At 68.4% G+C, this 17737-nt stretch carries 17 protein-coding genes and 1 tRNA gene; 7 read left to right on the plus strand and 11 right to left on the minus strand.

Features of this window, described 5'->3' with window-relative positions; all coding sequences use genetic code 11:
• Positions 1 to 99: 99 nt before the first annotated feature.
• Complete coding sequence (locus L978_RS03700) at positions 100 to 2001, minus strand: heavy metal translocating P-type ATPase (protein WP_047520416.1); 1902 nt, start codon at positions 1999 to 2001, stop codon at positions 100 to 102.
• 137 nt (positions 2002 to 2138) lie between these two features.
• Here L978_RS03700 and L978_RS03705 point away from each other — a divergent pair, with 137 nt between their 5' ends.
• The 3 genes from L978_RS03705 to L978_RS03715 are packed head-to-tail and all read left to right on the plus strand — an operon-like array spanning position 2139 to position 4833.
• Positions 2139 to 3560 (plus strand): ferredoxin reductase family protein, encoded by a 1422-nt coding sequence (locus L978_RS03705; protein WP_052193305.1) that lies wholly within the window; start codon positions 2139 to 2141, stop codon positions 3558 to 3560.
• Positions 3561 to 3574: 14 nt separating this feature from the next.
• Positions 3575 to 4024, plus strand: coding sequence for an FMN-binding protein (locus tag L978_RS03710; protein WP_047520418.1), 450 nt, complete (start codon positions 3575 to 3577; stop codon positions 4022 to 4024).
• Complete coding sequence (locus L978_RS03715; RefSeq protein WP_047520420.1) at positions 4024 to 4833, plus strand: FAD:protein FMN transferase; 810 nt, start codon at positions 4024 to 4026, stop codon at positions 4831 to 4833. The genes L978_RS03710 and L978_RS03715 overlap by 1 nt, the downstream gene beginning before the upstream one ends.
• Here the strand turns inward: L978_RS03715 and L978_RS03720 are convergent.
• Positions 4811 to 5785, minus strand: coding sequence for a sensor histidine kinase (locus tag L978_RS03720; protein ID WP_047520421.1), 975 nt, complete (start codon positions 5783 to 5785; stop codon positions 4811 to 4813). The two genes, L978_RS03715 and L978_RS03720, sit on opposite strands and share 23 nt — an antisense overlap.
• Positions 5782 to 6459: a response regulator transcription factor gene (locus tag L978_RS03725; RefSeq protein ID WP_047520423.1), complete on the minus strand. Its 678-nt coding sequence runs from the start codon at positions 6457 to 6459 to the stop codon at positions 5782 to 5784. Before L978_RS03725 ends, L978_RS03720 begins: the two co-directional genes overlap by 4 nt.
• A 109-nt stretch (positions 6460 to 6568) precedes the next feature.
• On the opposite strand from L978_RS03725, the gene L978_RS03730 reads away from it, so the two are divergent.
• Positions 6569 to 8164, plus strand: coding sequence for a DHA2 family efflux MFS transporter permease subunit (locus tag L978_RS03730; protein WP_047520425.1), 1596 nt, complete (start codon positions 6569 to 6571; stop codon positions 8162 to 8164).
• An 18-nt stretch (positions 8165 to 8182) separates the two neighbouring features.
• On the opposite strand, the gene L978_RS03735 is transcribed toward L978_RS03730, so the two are convergent.
• The 4 genes from L978_RS03735 to L978_RS03750 form a co-directional block, all read right to left on the minus strand.
• Positions 8183 to 8413 (minus strand): hypothetical protein, encoded by a 231-nt coding sequence (locus L978_RS03735; protein ID WP_047520427.1) that lies wholly within the window; start codon positions 8411 to 8413, stop codon positions 8183 to 8185.
• Positions 8414 to 8456: 43 nt separating this feature from the next.
• Complete coding sequence (locus tag L978_RS03740; RefSeq protein ID WP_081996909.1) at positions 8457 to 9086, minus strand: VanZ family protein; 630 nt, start codon at positions 9084 to 9086, stop codon at positions 8457 to 8459.
• Positions 9087 to 9294: 208 nt separating this feature from the next.
• Positions 9295 to 9367: transfer RNA gene (locus L978_RS03745), tRNA-Arg, on the minus strand.
• A gap of 16 nt (positions 9368 to 9383) precedes the next feature.
• Complete coding sequence (locus L978_RS03750) at positions 9384 to 10199, minus strand: SGNH/GDSL hydrolase family protein (RefSeq protein WP_231554965.1); 816 nt, start codon at positions 10197 to 10199, stop codon at positions 9384 to 9386.
• Positions 10200 to 10291: 92 nt separating this feature from the next.
• Between L978_RS03750 and argS the strand changes: the two genes are divergently transcribed.
• Together argS and L978_RS03760 are read left to right on the plus strand one after the other, a co-directional pair.
• Positions 10292 to 11956 carry an arginine--tRNA ligase gene (gene argS, locus L978_RS03755; protein ID WP_047520431.1) on the plus strand — a complete coding sequence of 555 codons (1665 nt, stop codon included), beginning with the start codon at positions 10292 to 10294 and terminating at the stop codon, positions 11954 to 11956.
• 10 nt (positions 11957 to 11966) lie between these two features.
• The gene (locus L978_RS03760; protein ID WP_047520433.1) at positions 11967 to 12812 is read left to right on the plus strand and encodes an LmeA family phospholipid-binding protein; all 846 of its coding nucleotides are present in this window, start codon (positions 11967 to 11969) and stop codon (positions 12810 to 12812) included.
• A gap of 10 nt (positions 12813 to 12822) precedes the next feature.
• Here the strand turns inward: L978_RS03760 and L978_RS03765 are convergent, their stop codons facing one another.
• From L978_RS03765 to L978_RS03780, 4 genes are all read right to left on the minus strand, one after another.
• A complete protein-coding gene (locus L978_RS03765; RefSeq protein WP_231554966.1) occupies positions 12823 to 13575 on the minus strand; it encodes an alpha/beta fold hydrolase in 753 nt (250 codons plus the stop codon).
• On the minus strand, positions 13572 to 14156 hold the full coding sequence (locus L978_RS03770; protein ID WP_047520435.1) for a TetR/AcrR family transcriptional regulator: 585 nt from the start codon (positions 14154 to 14156) through the stop codon (positions 13572 to 13574). The genes L978_RS03765 and L978_RS03770 overlap by 4 nt, the downstream gene beginning before the upstream one ends.
• Positions 14134 to 15036: an alpha/beta fold hydrolase gene (locus L978_RS03775; protein ID WP_047520437.1), complete on the minus strand. Its 903-nt coding sequence runs from the start codon at positions 15034 to 15036 to the stop codon at positions 14134 to 14136. Before L978_RS03775 ends, L978_RS03770 begins: the two co-directional genes overlap by 23 nt.
• Before the next feature lie 76 nt (positions 15037 to 15112).
• Entirely contained in the window at positions 15113 to 16159 is a 1047-nt protein-coding gene (locus L978_RS03780) for a YihY/virulence factor BrkB family protein (RefSeq protein WP_047520439.1), read from the minus strand.
• A gap of 149 nt (positions 16160 to 16308) precedes the next feature.
• On the opposite strand from L978_RS03780, the gene lysA reads away from it, so the two are divergent.
• A complete protein-coding gene (gene lysA / locus L978_RS03785; protein ID WP_047520441.1) occupies positions 16309 to 17727 on the plus strand; it encodes a diaminopimelate decarboxylase in 1419 nt (472 codons plus the stop codon).
• Positions 17728 to 17737: the final 10 nt, after the last annotated feature.

The raw sequence follows: 17737 nt of genomic DNA on the forward strand, positions 1-17737 counted from the left end.
GTCCTTTCGGCCGTGAGCTGCGTCATCGGCGACGGCGGCTCCTACGATGACGCCAGACTATCCACGTTGTCCCCGCACGCGAGCGTTTTCGTCAGAAGTTCACCCGGAGGACTCGCGTGCGCCCTCGCGTAGCGGCCGCACCGTCGTGGGCGGAAGGGACGAGGTCGGACCGCTGAGCGCGCGGAGCGCGTACAGGATGGTTGCGAGGTCGACGAGTTCCTGGACGAGAGCCCCGGCCACCGCTGGAATCACGCCCGTCATCGCGACGAGCATGAGCCCGACGCTCAGCCCGATACCGATCCAGATCGCCGTGAGCGCGACGCGCAGGGTGTGCCGGCCGATGGAGAGCGCGTCCACGACCTTCGCCAGGGAATCGACGAGGATCACGACATCGGCGGCGTCGCCGGCAGCAGTCGCTCCTTTCGCTCCCATGGCGATGCCGATATCGGCGGCGGCGAGCACGGGCGCGTCGTTGACCCCGTCGCCGACCATCATCACCGGCCGCGGGTGGAGTTCGGCGGCCAGACGCACCTTCTCCGGAGGAAGCAGTTCTGCGTGGACCTCGGATATCCCCACCTGATGGGCGACGGATTCCGCCGTCGGACCCACGTCCCCGGTGAGCATCACGATCCGGTCGACGCTGTTCCGGCGCAGCCAGGAGACGACCGATCCCGCCTCCGGTCGCGGATGGTCGGCGAGCACGAGGACGCCGGCGAAGCGACCGTCGACGCACACATACGCGGCGGCCTGGCTCACGTCGAGCGTCGCGCGCACCGTATCGGGCGCGTGGGAGGAGACGTAGGCCGGTTTGCCGACCACCACCACCCGCCCGCCGATGCGGGCGACCACACCGTTCGTCGCCTCCTCGCGCGCTTCTTCGGCGGAATGGAGGGGGAGACCGCGCTGTTCGGCCGCCCGTCGGATGCCCTCGGCGAGGACATGCGTCGAGTACTGCTCCGCCGCGGCGGCGAGCTGCAGGAGTTCGTCCGCATCGAAGCCGTTCGTCGGGCGCACGTCGACGAGCTCCGGTCTGCCCTGCGTGAGCGTGCCCGTCTTGTCGAAAGCGGCCGACCGCACGCGCGCGATCTGTTCGAGGACGGCGCCGCCCTTCATGATGACTCCGGCCTTCGCTGCGCGCGACAGTCCGCCGAGGAAGGCGACGGGAGCCGCGATCAGGAGGGGGCACGGCGTGGCGAGCACGAGCACCTCGGCGAACCGTGTCGATTCGCCGGAGATCGCCCACGCGGTGCCGGCGAGCACGAGCGACACCGCCGTGAACGGGATCGCGAAGCGGTCGGCCAGTCGCACGACCGGAGCATGGGACGCCTCCGCTTCGTGCACGAGTGCCACGATCTGCTGGTACTGGCTGTCCGCGCTCGTGCGAACGGCTTGAATGCGCACAGCGCGGGTTCCGTTGATCGCCCCGGAGAGCACCTCTCCGCCGGCCTCGCGGGTCACAGGCATGCTCTCGCCGGTCAGCGAGGACTCATCGAAGGTTCCCGTCGCGGTCAGGAGGGTGCCGTCGACCGGGACGATCTCGGACGGTCGCACCAGGAGGACGTCGTCGACGGAGACCTGATCCACGGGAACATCCCGGAAATCATCCGATTCCGTGGTCTCCGGATGCACGAGCACGTGGGCGATGCGCGGGGAGCGATCCAGCAGCGCGGACAGGTCGCGTTTCGCGCGGCGTCCGGCGAAGTCCTCGAGAGCCTCTCCTCCCGAGAGCATCAGCACGATGATGAGGGAGGCGATGTACTCGCCGACCGCGAGCGTGGCGACCATCGCGACCACCGCCAGGATGTCGAGCCCGACGTGACCACGGAGCACGTCGCGCACCATCCCGACCAGGGTCCAGGCGACGAACACCGCCACATAGCCCGTCGCGATCCATCGGCCGAGGTCCGCGGTTCCGCTCGCGTGGAGGACCAGCACGCCGACGAACACGAGGACGGTGATCGTGATGGCCGGATAGCGCCACAGCAGGGGGAGAAACCTCATGCCTCAGCTTCCCGCGAATCGCTGCGCGGTGCCAGCAGCACACGGGAAGGCGCCCCGAATCCATGGATCGGCTGTGAGACTGCAGTGGTTCCCCGTTCCTTAGACCTGTCTCAGAGTCGCCCCTCGACCATGTACACATGACCACCTCGACGACGACACCGCGCAGTCCGGCCCCCGTGGCGGCCGCAGCGCTTCCACGCCCGGGCCGCCGTCTCACGCGGGCCTGGCGGGCGGGAGCGATCACCGTCATCTGGGCGACGAGCCTCTTTGTCGCGGCGCTCTGGGTGTGGGGCGGCGGTATCGGTGCGGTCCTCGGCTTCACCGGGGAGACCCTCACCACGGTGGGACGACTGACCGGACTGATCGCTGCGAATCTGCTGCTGTACCAAGTTCTGCTCATGGCGCGGGTGCCACTCTTCGAGCGAGGATTCGGTCGGGACGGCATCACACGGATGCATCGCTTCGTCGGATTCTGGTCGTTCTGGTTGATGGCCGCCCATATCGCGTTGCTCGCCGTGGGATACGCGATCACCGCAGGTGTCGACCCGTTCAGTCAGCTGTGGAGTTTCGTCTGGGATTATCCGGGAATGCTGCTGGCAACGGCAGGCACACTGCTGATCCTGCTCGTCGTGATCACCTCGATCCGTCGTGCGCGCCGGCGTCTGCGCTACGAGTCGTGGCATCTTCTGCACCTTTACGCCTACCTCGGGGTCGGGCTGGCGCTTCCTCACCAGCTGTGGACAGGGGCGGATTTCCTCTCCTCACCGCTCGCGACGCTGTACTGGTGGTCGCTCTGGGGAATCGCGGCGGCGTCCATCCTCGTGTTCCGAATCGGCATGCCCCTGTTTCGTTCCACACGTCTGGCGCTGCGCGTGGCGAGCGTCGAAGCCGACGGAGCCCGCGGGGTGACCATCCGCGTCGCGGGGCACGCTGTCGAGACGCTGGGCGCCCGTGCCGGGCAGTTCTTCGTCTGGCGTTTCCTCGACGGACCAGGGTGGACGCGCGGGCATCCCTTCTCCCTATCCTCCGTGCCGGGGAGAGAGCTCACCCTGACCGCCCGCGTGGTCGGCGATGGCACACGCCGACTGGAGACGCTCACACCGGGCACCCGGGTCATCGTCGAAGGGCCGTATGGGGAGATGACGGGGGAGCGTCGCACCGGGACGAAGCTGCTCATGATCGGTGCAGGAGCGGGGGTCGCCCCACTGCTCGCCCTTCTGGAGGCGGAGGACTACGCGCCGGGAGACGCGACGCTCCTCACCCGCGACTCTCTCGCCGAGGATGCCCTTCGACGGAGCGCGATCGCCGACCTCGTGGTCCGTCGAGGGCTGCGTCATCTGCCGTTCGTCGGCCCTCGGTCCGCGGGTTCGTCGAGCTGGATAGCGGCAAGCCACGGCGCCTGGAGCGGTCCCGACCTTCTTCGCCATCTCATCCCCGACCCCGAGAACTACGACGTCTTCGTCTGCGGCGCCGAGGCGTGGATGAGAGACCTCAAGCGAGATCTCGAGGGTGCCGGCTTCCCCACCCACCGAATCCATTCCGAGTCGTTCACGATCTGACCAGGGAGCTCACCATGAAGAAGATCCTCTACGCCGTGCTCGCGACCGTCAGCGGTCTCGTGCTCCTGTTCAGCTACCGCACGTCGGTCGATGCCGTCATGCCGGCGGACAGCAGTCCCGTATCGGGGGCGACCGTGAGCACCCCGGGTGCGTCGAGTTCCGGTTCGTCTGCAGGCAACGGTTTCACCGACGGGACGTACACCGGCACGACCTCCCAGACCCGGTACGGGCCGGTGCGAGTGCAGGTCACCATCTCCCAGGGACGGATCAGCGACGTGCAGGCGCTCGACTACCCGGACAGCAACGGACGGGACCGCCAGATCAACGGCGTCGCGATCCCCCGCCTCGTATCGGAGACGCTGCAGTCGCAGAGCTCGCAGATCCAGATGGTGTCGGGCGCGACATACACGAGCGACGGCTACCTGTCGTCGTTGCAGAGCGCGATCGATCAGGCGCAGGGCTGATGCGCGCGGCGCAGGAGGTGAAGCGGGTCTGGGTCGAAGAGATCATGGGCATCCCGATGAGCGTTCATCTGATCTCGTTCGGGGAGCCGGAGGCGTCCACCGAGCGCGCTGTGCGGGCATGCTTCCACGACCTGCACGAGATCGACGGACTCTTCTCGACGTATCGGCCGGAGTCAGACATCAGTCGGATCCGCCGGGGCGAGCTGGCACTGGCAGACGCGGACCCCCGAGTGGATCTCGTCGCGGCTGCGTGCGACGAGGCGGAGCACCGGACCGAGGGCTTGTTCTCGGCCCGCTGGGACGGGTCGTTCGATCCCACGGGCTGGGTGAAGGGATGGGCCGTCGAGGAGGCGAGCCGGCGGCACTTGGCGCCGCTTCTCTCCTCGGCGATCGCGGTCGGGATCAACGCGGGGGGAGACCTGCAGCTCTTCACCGCGGCAGGTGCGGATTGGCAATGGCACGTAGGGATCGCGGACCCGCATGACCGGGGCCGGATGATCGCCACTATCGATATCACCGACGGCGCCGTCGCGACGTCGGGCACGTCCGAGCGCGGCCACCACATCCTGGATCCGCGAACGGGCGAACCTGCGACCGGCGTCGCCTCAGCCACGATCGTCGCGGACGGGCTCGCTCACGCGGATGTGTGGGCGACTGCCGCCGTGGTCGCGGGGCCGACGGATCACTCCTGGATCACGGCGTCCGCGTCTCGCACCGGGGTCACGGTGGGCGACGACGGGGCGATCACGCGTTGGCTCGGATCGACGGTGATCGACGTGCGCCAGGTCAGTGGCGCGCCGGCAGCGTGAGGAGGAATGTCGTGCCACCCGAGTTCGAACTCTCGACCACGATGGAACCGCCGGCTCGTCGCGCGACATCGCGGACGAGCGAGAGCCCGAGGCCGAAGCCGCGGGGGCGTCCGCTCTCGGGGGGACGGGAGAACCGCTCGAAGACGTGATCCGGAGAGATCCCGTCTATCCCGGTGCCTTCATCGATGACACGCACGCGGGCGTCGCCTGCCTCACGCCCGACGCGGATCGTCACGGTACTCCCGGTCGGAGAGTGCTGCACCGCGTTGTCGAGGAGGGCGACGAGGATGCGGACCAGCGTCACCGGCGGGATCCGAACCTCGGAGTCAGCGTCGACGGACACCGCGAGATTCACCTCCGACTCCTGCGCGATGGTCGACATCGCGGCGATCGCCGTGGCCGCCGCCTGGGCCACATGCGCCTCTCCCTCGGCGTGGGATTCGCCCTCGGCGGCTATCAGCAGGTCGTTCAGAACGTCACTCATGGAATCTGCGTCACGCCGCAGCTCGACCAGACCCGGCCCGATATCGTCACCTCGCTCACGTCGACGCTGCAGCACCTGGAGGCGGCTCGTCAACGTCGTCAGGGGTGTGCGCAACTCGTGGCTGGCATCGGCCACGAAGTTTCGTTGCCGCCGCAGCGCTTCATCGAGCGGCCGGACCGACCGGCGGGCGGCGATGGCGGCGACGCCGCCCAGCAGTACGACGCCGACGATGCCCAGGACGATCACGGTCGGCACGACGACATCGATGTCGACGATGAAGTCGTCGCCGAAACCGGCAGGACCGCCGAACCATCCGCCGCCATGTTCGTCGCCCTCGCGGCGAGAGGTCGAGAGGACCACCGCGATCAGGATCCCGATGCCGATGGTCACGATCACGCCCGAGGCGACGCCGACCCAGAGTCCGATCGACAGCGCCATTCGCTGCACGCGTGCCTCGTCGTCGCTCATGAGGGCGTCCCGGCCCGGTAGCCGCGCGCACGGATGGTCTCGATCACGTCCGGGGTCGTCTTACGCCGCACATAGTGCACGTAGGTGTCCACCGAGCTCGTGGTGTCGCCCGCGTGGAACACCGCTCGAAGGATCTCCTCCCTGCTGAAGACGTGCTCCGGACTCGCCGTGAGCAGCTCCAGGAGTGCGTTCTCGGTCGCGGTCAACGCCACGCGGAATCCCGAGGGGTCGTAGATCGCCTGGGAATCGGGGACGAACACCCACTCGCCTAGTGCTCTGCGTGCGCTCTCTGCGCGGAAGGCTCTCCGCAGGGCGCGAAGGCGCGCGAGCAGTTCGTCGTAGTCGAACGGCTTCACCAGATAGTCGTTCGCGCCGCCGTCGAGACCTGTCACCCGGTCATCGACCGTCCCGAGCGCTGTCAGCATCAGGATGGGGGTCGTGATGTGCGCCGTCCGTACCGCACGCACGAAGGCGACGCCGTCCATGCCGGGCAGACGACGGTCGACGACCATCGCGTCGTAACGCCTGCTCAGCGCGAGTCGGAGTGCACTCTCGCCATCGGAGGCATGGTCCACGTCGTACACGTCATCCAGCATCTCCACGGTCAGGGCGGCGATCTCCGCGTCGTCCTCCACATACAGGAGGGTTCCGCGCGGCGCGTCGGTGGGATTCATGCCGGCCGTCCTCGGGAGTCTTCCGTGGTCTACGTCATCAGAGTACGCCCGCCGCGGGCCGCGAAAGCCAGCGTCGCGCCGAGGGATTTAGCTAACTAAGCTAGCGATTATGGATCGGTACGCGCGATGGCGCTGGCTCGGACTCGTCTTCATCAGCATCGCGGTCTCGCTGATCATCGTCGACTCGACGATCGTCAACGTGGCCATTCCCGCGATCGTCGAGGATCTCGGTATCACCTCGACCGAGGTGCAGTGGGTGCAGGAGTCGTACACCCTCGTGTTCGCGTCGCTGCTGCTCGTGTTCGGCAGCCTCGCCGATCGCTTCGGGCGGCGTCGGATGATGATCATCGGGGTCGTGGTCTTCGCGACCGCGTCGGTGTTCGCCGCCCTGTCGCCGGGCGGGGGGATCCTGATTCTCTCCCGTCTGGTGCAGGGCGTCGGTGGGGCGATGATCCTGCCGACCACGCTCTCGGTCATCAATGCGACTTTCCGCGGGAAGGAACGAGGCATCGCGTTCGCCGTCTGGGGGTCGACGATCGGAGGCATGGCAGCCGTCGGTCCTCTCCTGGGAGGATGGCTGACGACCGCCTACTCGTGGCGTTGGGCGTTCGGCATCAACATCCCCCTCGGCATCATCATCGTGATCGGCGTGCTGCTGACGGTGGCGGAATCTCGCGGTGATCGCGTCGCCAAGATCGACGTCGTCGGCGCACTGTTGTCGATCGTGGCGATGGGCAGCCTCGTGTTCGGCCTCATCGAGGGGCGCTCCTACGGGTGGTGGCTCGTCGACACCCGTCCGCAGGTGGGCGAATGGGTCTGGCCGTGGGAGCTGTCGCCGATTCCGTTGTTCTTCGCCGTGGCCGTGTTCGCCGTGGTCGCGTTCATCCTGTGGGGCCGATACCGCGAACGCACGGGACGCTCGACGCTCCTGGCATTGCGGCTGTTCTCCATCCCGTCCTTCCGCAACGGGAACATCGCGGCCGCCGTCGTGTCCTTGGGTGAGTTCGGCATCATCCTCGCGCTCCCGCTCTGGCTGCAATTCGTCCTCGGGTTCGAAGCCGTGCAGACCGGACTGCTCCTGCTCGCGCTGGCGGGCGGATCGTTCCTGGCCAGCGGCGTGGCAGGTGCGTCGAGCGGGAGGATCGCGCCCGTGTGGGTCGTGCGCGTCGGACTCCTCGCGGAGATCGTCGGGGTGGCCGGGGTGGGTTTCGTGATCGGACCCGACGCCACGTGGGGACCGCTCGTCCCGTTCCTGTTCGTTTACGGGCTCGGCGTGGGGCTCGCCACCGCCCAGTTGACCGGGGTCGTGCTCGCCGACGTGCCGGTCGCGGACAGCGGGGCCGCATCGGGCACGCAGTCCACATCCCGGCAGATCGGTGCCGCGCTCGGTGTGGCGGTGCTCGGCACCGTGCTCTTCAGCAGTACCGCGGGCATCCTCGCCTTGTCGCTCGACGAGCGAGGGATCCCCGCCGCGCAGCGGGACCAGATCGTGTCCGCCGTGGTCGACAGCGCCGGGGCGGCGATCAGTGGGCTCGAGGCGAACCCCGCAACCGCGAGTGCCGCGGAGGACGCCAAGGTCGCCTTCTCCGAAGGGACTCGATATGCGGCATGGACGGCTGCGGGCTTCCTCGCCCTCGGGCTGCTCGCCACCGTATCTCTCGGATCGACCACAGCGCGCAGCCGTCCGGAAGAAGAGAAGGTCTGACGGCCCCGACCTCGCTTGCTACGAGCCCGACTTCTTCTCGGATGGCACCTGTGCGCGCAACCGTTCGCGTCGGAGCCGAGACGCGTTTCCGAGACATGCTGCGCCCGTGAGTCCGACACCAACGACCGTCCACCACAGCGTCGGAGCAGCGATTCCGGAGAGGATCAGGATGGTGACGAACGTCGAGTACGCGGCGCAGAACACCCCGAGGCCCGTCGCCCGTCGCTCGCTGCCGCGTGAAGTGCCCATCACTCCACCCTCGCACGATGATGAGGGTTGTCCAAGGGTGGCATCACGTCGTATGGGATCGTGACGGGGTCGCGGTCGACCGAGAAGCGCTTCTCGCCTCAGCCTCGACGCGAGCGGGCCGTTGCCGTGGCGGCCATCGAAAGCGGTCAAAGAATGTGGCGATCCTGCTCGAGCGCGTGAGGAGGCTGAAGAGGCCGTAGCCGATCATGCCGCCCAGGACATTCGTCAGCCAGTCGTTGATGTCTGCGAGGTGACCACCCATGGCGAGTCGAGCGGTAGCCATCTGGGCCAGCTCGATCGCGAGGCTCGCGCCGGCAACGATTGCCAGCACCTTCCACCACCTCGGACGCGGGGACAACAGGGGAATGAGTCCTCCGAGCGGAATGAACACCACGATGTTGATGAGAGCGTCCTCGAGCCCGTAGTCCACGAAGGGTACGAGGTAGAGCGGTAACGGACGCGGTCCGTCATAGAACCCCGTCCCGATGCGCAGGAAGATCGGGAAAATCGTGTTGGCGAGCACTCCTCCCGCGTAGATCGCGAGAGCACCGGCGACCGATGCGCGGGCGAACGTGACGCGACCGCGAGAGCGAAGGACGCGGATCAGCACGAGGAAGGTCACGATCCCCACCGGAACGACTATCGGGAGCATGGGGATCTCGATGAACTTCATTGGCTGCTTCCGGTGAGAGGCGTGATCTGGAGTGAGAGCACCCGATTCCGCCACTGCGTCTTGCTCGCGCAGGCGACGACGAGGCCGGAGTTCAGGCATCGCGCACCGATGCATCTCCAACGAGAGAAGCCGCCTGAAGCCAGGCGGCCTTTCTCGTACTTGGGGGTTACGCGTACGTATTCACATACCATCCGCGTACCACCCGATGTGCCCCCGACAGGAGTCGAACCTGCGACCTACGGTACCGGAAACCGGCGCTCTATCCACTGAGCTACGGAGGCGTACCGATCGACAATATCACTCGTCGGGGGTCGTCTCCGACCCGCCCGCCTCGGTGACCGGCGCGGCGCGCATCTCGTCGAGGGCGGCGGCGACCTTTTCGGCCAGGTAACGGTGTCCTTCGGTCGAAGGGTGCTTGCGTCCCCGATCGACGTCGATCACATCGAGATAGTTCTGCGCGGTGATCCAGCCCTGGGCGATGGGGGAGATGTACCACCAGCCCCGTGCCGCGGCGAGCTCACCCAGATCCGTGTCGATGCGAGCGGTCGTCGCGCCCACGGGGAGTTCGTGCGGTGCCGGGCCGAGCACGACGATCGCCGCCTCCGGATACTTCGCAGCCATCGCGTCCCAGGCTGCGGCGACGGCCTCGCGGTAGCCTGCGACGCCCTGCTTCCGGTCGTTGATGGATCCCTGCATGATCACGAGGTCGGGGGAGAGGGCGGGGTCGAGCGCGGTGATGCGCTCGCCGAAGGTCGGGCCGTCGAGACCCGGCTTGAGGTATCCGCTCCCTCGGACGCCGTTCACGATCGTCCGGCCGTCGATCAGGCTCGCCAGGACGTAGGCGTAGCCGAGGGTCGGTACCGTCGCCGCAGTGCCGTAGGTCCAGGAGTCGCCGAAGACCAGGACGGTCGGGTGCTGGGGCAGGGTGAGGGGAGCAGGGGCGATCGCCTCGGACGCGGCGTCGGCACCCTCGATCGCGGCGCCCATCGGCGCCTCCGCGGGAAGGGGGATCCACGGTCGCCATACTCCGAGAACGCCCGCAGTCACCGCGAGGAGGAGGGCGATGGCCACTCCTGCGCGGTGCAGTCGACGGCGCGGGACGGTGGCCTTCATGGGACGAGAGTAGATCACCGTGAGCGGATTGCGAATTCCGCACGTCCCGCGCCGTCGGATGCCGTCGTGGCGCCCCGTAAACTGGGAAGGCTATGAACCCCGAATCGCTCGCCGCCGCCGTCCTTGCCGTCCTCGCTCCCATCGCCGAGGAACGACGTCCCGGCGAGCCTCTGGAACTCACCGCCGCCGACATCGTGCTGGAGCGTCCGCGCAACCGCGACCACGGCGACTGGGCGTCGAACATCGCCATGCGCCTGGCCAAGCCCTTCGGCACGAACCCGCGGGCGCTCGCCCAGCAGATCGCCGACGGTCTCGGTGGGGTCGAGGGGATCGCGAGCGCTGAGGTCGCCGGTCCGGGCTTCATCAACATCCGGCTCGATGCGGCCGCCGCCGGTGCCCTGGCGAAGGTCATCGTCGACGCGGGCTCCGCCTACGGCACCAACACGTCGCAGGAAGGCGTCAGCGTCAACGTGGAGTTCGTGTCGGCGAACCCGACAGGACCGTTGCATATCGCGCACACGCGGTGGGCCGCGCTCGGCGACTCGATCGTCCGCCTCCTCCTCGCGAGCGGCGCGAATGCCGTCCGGGAGTACTACATCAACGATGCCGGCGCGCAGATGGAGCGCTTCGCCCTTTCGGTTCTCGCTGCGGCGAAGGGCGAGCCCACCCCCGAGGGCGGCTATCCGGGGGAGTACATCACGACGCTCGCCGGTCGTGTTCTCGAAGCGCGTCCGGATCTGCTCCAGCTGCCCGACGACGAGCAGTCGGAGGTGGCGCTCGAGCTCGCCTACGAGTTCCAGCTCGCCGAGATCCGGTCCTCCCTCGGCCGCTTCAACGTGCCCTTCGACGTGTGGTTCTCCGAGCGCACGCTGCACGCGAAGGACGCGTCGGGGTCGAGCCTGATCGATCAGGCCGTCGACCGTCTGCGCGAGCAGGGCCACGTCTTCGACGAGGACGGTGCGGTCTGGGTGCGCACCACCGACTTCGGCGACGACAAGGACCGTGTCATCCGCCGTTCGAACGGCGAGTACACCTACTTCGCCGCCGATGCCGCGTACTACCTGAACAAGGGAGACCGCGGGTTCCAGAACAAGATCTACCTGCTCGGCGCCGACCACCACGGCTACGTGCACCGGCTCAAGGCCATCGCGGGTGCGGCGGGTGAGGATCCGGAGAAGAACGTCGAGGTCGTGATCGGACAGATGGTGTCGATCAACGGCGCCCGCCTCAGCAAGCGCGCCGGCAATATCATCGAGATGGACGACCTGCTCGACTGGCTCGGCACCGACGCCATCCGGTATTCCCTGGAGCGCTCACCGGCGGATTCCCCGCTCGATCTCGATCCCGAGCTGCTGCAGAAGCGCACCAACGACAACCCGGTGTTCTACGTGCAGTACGCCCATGCCCGGACGCACAACGTCGCTCGCAACGCCGCCGACTCCGGCGTCGACCGCTCCGAGTTCGCCCCGGAGACCCTCACGCACGAATCCGAGGCCGCCCTTCTCGGAGCTCTGCAGGAGTTCCCGCGCATCGTTGCGTTCGCCGCCCAGGTGCGTGAGCCCCACCGTGTCGCGCGGTACCTCGAGGAGCTCGCGGGGCTGTACCACCGCTGGTACGACAACTGCCGTGTCATCCCTCAGGGTGATGACCCGATCGAGACGGTCCACCGCACCCGCCTGTGGCTGAACGATGCCGCCGGTCAGGTGTTCCGCAACGGCCTCGACCTCCTCGGGGTCAGCGCACCCGAGCGCATGTGATGGTCGCGTCATGAGCGACGACAACCACACCCTCCCGTATCCGGAGGCCGGTGCCGAGCATCCGACGCTCGTGATCCCCGGTTCTTCGCCTGAGCAGTCACCCGAGGGCGCGACCCGGAGACGTCGCTGGCCCTGGGTGCTGCTGGTCGTGGTGATCGTTCTGGCAGCGCTCGTCGTCGCCGCCGAGTTCGTGGCGCGCGCCGTGCTGCCGGGCATCGTGCGGTCGATCGTCGTGGAGCAGCTCGATCTGCCCGCCGATCAGCAGCTCGATGTCGAGACGCGGGGCCTGGTCCTTCCGCAACTCATCGGCGGAAACCTGGAGTCCCTGCGTCTGTCGACCGATTCGGTCACCCTCGAAGGCATCACGGGTGCGGCGGAGGTCACGGCGACCGACGTCCCGCTGCGCGGCGGTGAGCTCGGCGGCGCCTCCGGGACGATCCGCATCGATCAGGGGCAGTTCACCTCCCTGCTCGCCGGCACAGACCTTCCCATCGAATCCGTCGAGCTCGAGGCTCCGAACGCCACCGTGAGCGGATCGATCACCGTGTTCGGCGCGTCCGTGCCGCTCTCCTTGACCGTCACCCCCGGAGTCGTCGACGGCGACCTCGAACTCACACCGGTGGCCGCCAGCATCGGCGGGCTCGACATCGACCTCGATCAGGTCGGTTCGACGCTCGGCTCGCTCGGTCAGGAGGTCACGAAACCGCAGCGGGTGTGCATCGCCGATCAACTCCCCGCCGGACTCACCCTCACCGGGCTCGAGATCGTCGATGGCGCGGCGGTGATCGACGTCGACGTCGACGGAGCGATCGTCACGGACACGTCGTTGCAGGACAAGGGCGTCTGCCCGAGCTGAGGGAGCGTCGCTAGGGGCGTTCAGCGGTGTCGGCGAGCCAGTCCTCGATCCGCTGTGCCAGCCAGGCCGGACGTTGCAGCGGTATGCCGTGGCCGCATCCGTCCACGACCTGGAGCGTGCTCTGTGGGAGGGCCGCGTCGAGTGCGGCGGCAGAGCGTTTCATGAGTGCTTTCTCCGCGGCGCCGACCAGGATCAACGCGTCGCCGGGAAAGGCTCCCCACGCCGTGGGGGGAACGAACCGGAGATTCTCTTCGACGGAGCGCAGGAGGGTCTCTCGGGATATGCCTGCGGAGGTCCGGATGTACTCGGGGAGGAGTTCATCGGGGATGTACAGCTGACGCGCCTGCAGCTTCGCGAACCACCTCTGCCGCGCGAGCCACGACAGGGCGCCGAGCATCGCGAGCGTCGCGGCGGTGCCTCGCATCGGCGTGGCCTGCGCGCTGATGACGACCACGCGGTCCACGAGGTCGGGCCGTTCCGCGGCGAGTCGGACGGCCAGTTGTGCGCCGAGCGAGAACCCGACGACCGTCGCAGAACCTCCTTCCTCCTCGAGGAGTTGCGCGAGTGCGGCGGTGGTCTCTGCGTGCGACACATACGGATCGGCGGCGTTGCGGCCGTGGCCCGGGAGATCCGGAACGAGGAGGCGATGCTCCGCGGTGAGGTGGGAACGCAGCGGATCCCACATCCATCCGGCCACGCCCCCGCCGTGGAGGAGCAGCACCGGGCCGTCGTGGGCCGAAGCAGAGGATTCCCGTTGCATCATCGCTCCGTTTCGAAGGTCGCGGCCATCCGCCCGATGGTGTCGATCGTGTCCTCCAGCAGGGACCGGTCGAGCGGACCGAGCAGGCGCGCCGCAGAGAGGAGCCCGATGGTCGTGCTCGACAGGGCCAGGGCGAGCGAGCGGGGATCGACGTCGGCGATGATGAGGTGGCGATCCTGCAGTTCCCGGAACCACTCGACCACTCGGTGATGGCGTGTCCGGTAGCGATCGTCGGTCACCTCCATCACGTGGGAGCCGAGCACGCCCCGGTCATCCAGGAAGGCCGCAGTCATAAGCGGATCATCCAGCAGCGCTCGCGCAGTCGCCCGGCAGGCATCGCCGAGACGAGGGTGGTCTCCCAGCTCGCGGCGGACGCGATCGGCCATGCGCGTGTTCCCTCGCATCAGCAGGGCATCGAGGACGTCGCGTTTGCCGGCGAACTCCAGATACACGGCGCCCTTGCCGATGCCTGCGCGTGCGGCGACGGACGCGACACTCATATGGTCGAAGCCCTGAGCGAGCACGAGCTCTTCTGCGGCATCGAGGATGCGTTCTCTCCGGTCAGGGACGCGCGGTCGCGGCATCGTCGCTCCTTCGCAGGTGTTCGATCATCGCGGGGATCACGAGATCGGGCCGGTCGCGCTGGACCCAGTGTCCGGCTTCGGGGACCGTGAGCAGGGCTGCATCCGGCAGCAGCTCCGAGGCCTTCTCGATGCGTGCGAGCGGAACGCCGGAGTCCCGGGTCCCGTGCACGAACAGCGTCGGTGTGCGGATCGACGGCAGCCGTTCCGTATAGACCGTGCGCAGCCGATTCCACTGCACTTGGTCGCGCTGCCACTGACCGAAGGTCGCCAAGCCCGTTCCGTGCGCCGCTTCGACGGCCACGGCGTCCACGAGTTCCGGTGTGCGCGCACGCGGATCGCGGACCAGGTCGCGCAGACCGCGCTCCATCGCCGAGGCGTTGCGTGCGTACGAGCGGGTCATCGCAGCCAGCAGGCCCGAGCGCAGGAGGAGGAAGGAGGCCAGATGGGTCACCCGACCGAGCGGGCCGTCGGCGAGGCGGGGCATCACTCCGTAGCATCCGAGGAGGACAGCGGTGCGCGCCCCGGCGGGGCGGTCGAGCAGATGCCCGATCGTCATCCCGCCGCCGAGGGAGAGGCCGGCGATCGCGTAGTCGCTCAGCTCGAGGGAGTCGACGAGCTCGCCGACGTGGCGGACGAGGTTCTCCTGCGTGAGGGTCCACGCGGCGCTCGGGCTCTGTCCGAAGCCGGGATGATCGGGGGCGAAGACGCGGTGTCCGGCGTCGGCGAGGGCGGGGCCGACCTCGCCCCAGGAGAGAGCGGCACTGTCGGCGCCTCCACCGTGCAACAGCAGCACGGGCCGCGCGGACTCCGTCGACGGCCGCCACTCCAGAGCGGAGACCGTGGCGTGGGGGAGGTCGATCCGCCGTCGTCGAGCGTCCATGGCTTCCTCTCGTTGTGACCAGTATAGGCGTATCGGTCACAACGGAGCCGTGGTGATGTAGCGGGGTGCGGCGACGCTAGGACGACGTGTCCGCTGCTGCGGCCTCCTGCGCGGCCCGCAGCTCCGCCGTCGCGATCCGCACGTCGACCTCGGCCCGCTGCAGACGCCGCTGAGGGAAGGTGGTCGCGGCATAACGTGCGTGCACGCGGTCCGAAGCCTCTTCCTCGGCCGTGACGATGTACGCGCAGGCGAACAGCATCACCTGCGCGGAGAAGTTCAACCAGATGAGCAGCGCGAGCAGCGTCGCGAAGGAGGCGAGGAGCGGGTTGCTCGTCGCGCCGCCCACGAACAGGCCGGACAGCTCCTGCAGGACCAGGAGGCCGAAGGCGCCGAGCAGCGCGCCGGGCCACAGGGAGCGTGCGGCCGGACGCACCCCCGAGAGCACGCGGAAGACGCCGATGATGAGTGCGGTGTCGAGAGCGAACACGACCAGGAGTGAGAGCAGACGCACGCCCCACGTCACCGCAGGGGAATCGGACGGGAGGCCCAGGATGTCGGCGATCCACGTCACGCCGAGCTGACCGACGAACGTGAGTCCTGCCGAGACGACGAACGCCAGACCGATGCCGAGCGCGAGAGCGAGATTGCGCAGGATGACCCAGATCCACAGGATGTCGTCCTGAAGGGTGCCGGCGAGGACCCGCACCGCCGTGCGCAACGAGCCGATGGCACTCAGCGCGGCGCCCACCAGGGCGATCAGGGAGATGATGCCGGCGATGGAGAAGGATGCGGGCGCCCGGAGGGCGTCCGGATCGATCACCCCTTCCTCTCCGATCAGTCCCGGCACGGCCGCCTCGACGGCATCGATGATCGCCTGCAACGCTGCCGGATTCCCCGCGAGCCAGAGCGCGGCGATCGAGAAGCCGAGCAGTACGCCGGCGAAGACGCTGAACAACGCGCGGTAGGTGACGCTGTCGGCGAGCATCGGCCCGCGTCGCTCGCTGTACAGCAATGCCGCGCGCACCGGGCGCCGTGCCAGAGCCCACGCGATGAGCGGGCCCGTGATGCGCGCGACCAGTCCGGGGCGCGCGGGGGAGTGTGTCGGTGTTTCGGTGTTCGCCACGTCCCCACCCTAGGAGGCGTGAACTGCTCATCACAGGGGGCTTGACGTCGAGCGTCACTCTGACCAGGGTGGCGGGGCCGGTGCCCTAGAATCGGGACAACCTCGATGTGCGCCCGCTCGCCCGAGATCCTTCCCACGATTGGTGATCAGTGCTTCCCCCTGCCGATTCGCTCGCTCCGGAATGGCTCGTCGTCCCCGACGACGCGAACGATCTCGCCGACGGCGTCTGGCCCGAGTCCGCCGTGCGCGACGACGGCGGCGCGCTCCTCATCGCCGGCGTCAGCGCCCCCTCTCTCACGCGTACCTACGGCTCGCCGCTGCTGGTCCTGGACGAGGATGAGGTGCGGGGGCGTGCCCGACGATTCCGTGTCGCGTTCGATCGTGCAGCGGCCGAGCACGGGACGACGGCGCAGGTCTACTACGCCGGCAAGGCGTTCCTGTGCACGACCGTGGCGCGCTGGGTGGTCGACGAGGGGCTCCGCATCGACGTCTGCACCGGAGGGGAGCTCGCGGTCGCGCTCGCTGCCGGTGTCGCCGCGGCGTCCCTCGGCTTCCACGGCAACAACAAGTCGGTCGCCGAGCTGGAGCGTGCCGTCGAGGTCGGAGTCGGCACGATCATCGTGGACAGCGCGATCGAGATCGAGCGGCTCGCCGCCATCACCGCCCGCACCGGCACCACACAGCGCGTACTGGTGCGTGTGATCAGCGGTGTGCACGCCGAGACCCACGACTTCCTCGCCACGGCCCACGAGGATCAGAAGTTCGGCTTCCCGCTGCCGGACGCCGAGCACGCCGTCGCCCGGATCCGTGAGATTCCCGGGCTGATGTTCGCGGGCCTGCACTGTCACATCGGCTCACAGATCTTCGGCGTCGCAGGATTCCGCGAGTCGGCGTCGCGCGTGCTCGACCTGCATGCCACCCTGCTCCAGGACGGCCCGGTGCCGCAGCTCAACCTCGGCGGCGGCTTCGGCATCGCCTACACGCGCGTGGACGACCCGACGCCGATCGAGGACCTCGCCGGTGAGATCGTCGACGCGGTGGCGGAGGGGTGCGCCGCGCGCGGAATCCCGATGCCTGCCCTGTCGTTCGAGCCCGGCCGCGCGATCGTCGGTACCGCCGGCGTCACCATCTACGAGGTCGGCACCACCAAGGACGTGACGGTGGAGTCGGGTGCCGTGCGCCGCTACGTCAGCGTCGATGGCGGAATGAGTGACAACGCGCGCCCCGCTCTGTACGGCGCGCAATTCTCTGCACGCCTTGCTTCGCGCGTCGGTGCGGGCGAGCCCCGCCTCAGCCGCGTCGTGGGCAAGCACTGCGAATCGGGCGACATCGTGGTCGATCACGAGTATCTGCCCGACGATCTCGTGCCCGGAGACCTCTTGGCGGTACCGGCGACCGGCGCGTACTGCGTGTCGTTGGCCAGCAACTACAACCACGTTCCGCGTCCGCCGGTCGTCGCCGTGCGCGAAGGCCGGTCGACGGTCATCGTCCGTGGCGAGACCCTCGACGATGTGCTGGCCCGTGACACGGGCATCGACGGGGCTCCGGCCGCCGATCGAGACAAATGACCCACCTCCG

This window comes from Microbacterium sp. ZOR0019 (assembly GCF_000800925.1).
In the GTDB taxonomy this organism is placed as follows: Bacteria; Actinomycetota; Actinomycetes; order Actinomycetales; family Microbacteriaceae; genus Microbacterium; species Microbacterium aurugineum.

Excerpts from the sequence above, each read along its gene's own strand:
- L978_RS03710 (WP_047520418.1), top strand. The coding sequence starts at position 3,575 with ATGAAGAAGATCCTCTACGCCGTGCTCGCGACCGTCAGCGGTCTCGTG.
- L978_RS03700 (WP_047520416.1), bottom strand. The coding sequence starts at position 2,001 with ATGAGGTTTCTCCCCCTGCTGTGGCGCTATCCGGCCATCACGATCACC.
- L978_RS03760 (WP_047520433.1), top strand. The coding sequence starts at position 11,967 with ATGAGCGACGACAACCACACCCTCCCGTATCCGGAGGCCGGTGCCGAG.
- L978_RS03720 (WP_047520421.1), bottom strand. The coding sequence starts at position 5,785 with ATGAGCGACGACGAGGCACGCGTGCAGCGAATGGCGCTGTCGATCGGA.
- L978_RS03770 (WP_047520435.1), bottom strand. The coding sequence starts at position 14,156 with ATGCCGCGACCGCGCGTCCCTGACCGGAGAGAACGCATCCTCGATGCC.
- L978_RS03705 (WP_052193305.1), top strand. The coding sequence starts at position 2,139 with ATGACCACCTCGACGACGACACCGCGCAGTCCGGCCCCCGTGGCGGCC.
- L978_RS03750 (WP_231554965.1), bottom strand. The coding sequence starts at position 10,199 with ATGAAGGCCACCGTCCCGCGCCGTCGACTGCACCGCGCAGGAGTGGCC.
- L978_RS03715 (WP_047520420.1), top strand. The coding sequence starts at position 4,024 with ATGCGCGCGGCGCAGGAGGTGAAGCGGGTCTGGGTCGAAGAGATCATG.
- L978_RS03740 (WP_081996909.1), bottom strand. The coding sequence starts at position 9,086 with ATGAAGTTCATCGAGATCCCCATGCTCCCGATAGTCGTTCCGGTGGGG.
- L978_RS03765 (WP_231554966.1), bottom strand. The coding sequence starts at position 13,575 with ATGATGCAACGGGAATCCTCTGCTTCGGCCCACGACGGCCCGGTGCTG.
- L978_RS03735 (WP_047520427.1), bottom strand. The coding sequence starts at position 8,413 with ATGGGCACTTCACGCGGCAGCGAGCGACGGGCGACGGGCCTCGGGGTG.
- L978_RS03775 (WP_047520437.1), bottom strand. The coding sequence starts at position 15,036 with ATGGACGCTCGACGACGGCGGATCGACCTCCCCCACGCCACGGTCTCC.
- L978_RS03725 (WP_047520423.1), bottom strand. The coding sequence starts at position 6,459 with ATGAATCCCACCGACGCGCCGCGCGGAACCCTCCTGTATGTGGAGGAC.
- argS (WP_047520431.1), top strand. The coding sequence starts at position 10,292 with ATGAACCCCGAATCGCTCGCCGCCGCCGTCCTTGCCGTCCTCGCTCCC.
- L978_RS03730 (WP_047520425.1), top strand. The coding sequence starts at position 6,569 with ATGGATCGGTACGCGCGATGGCGCTGGCTCGGACTCGTCTTCATCAGC.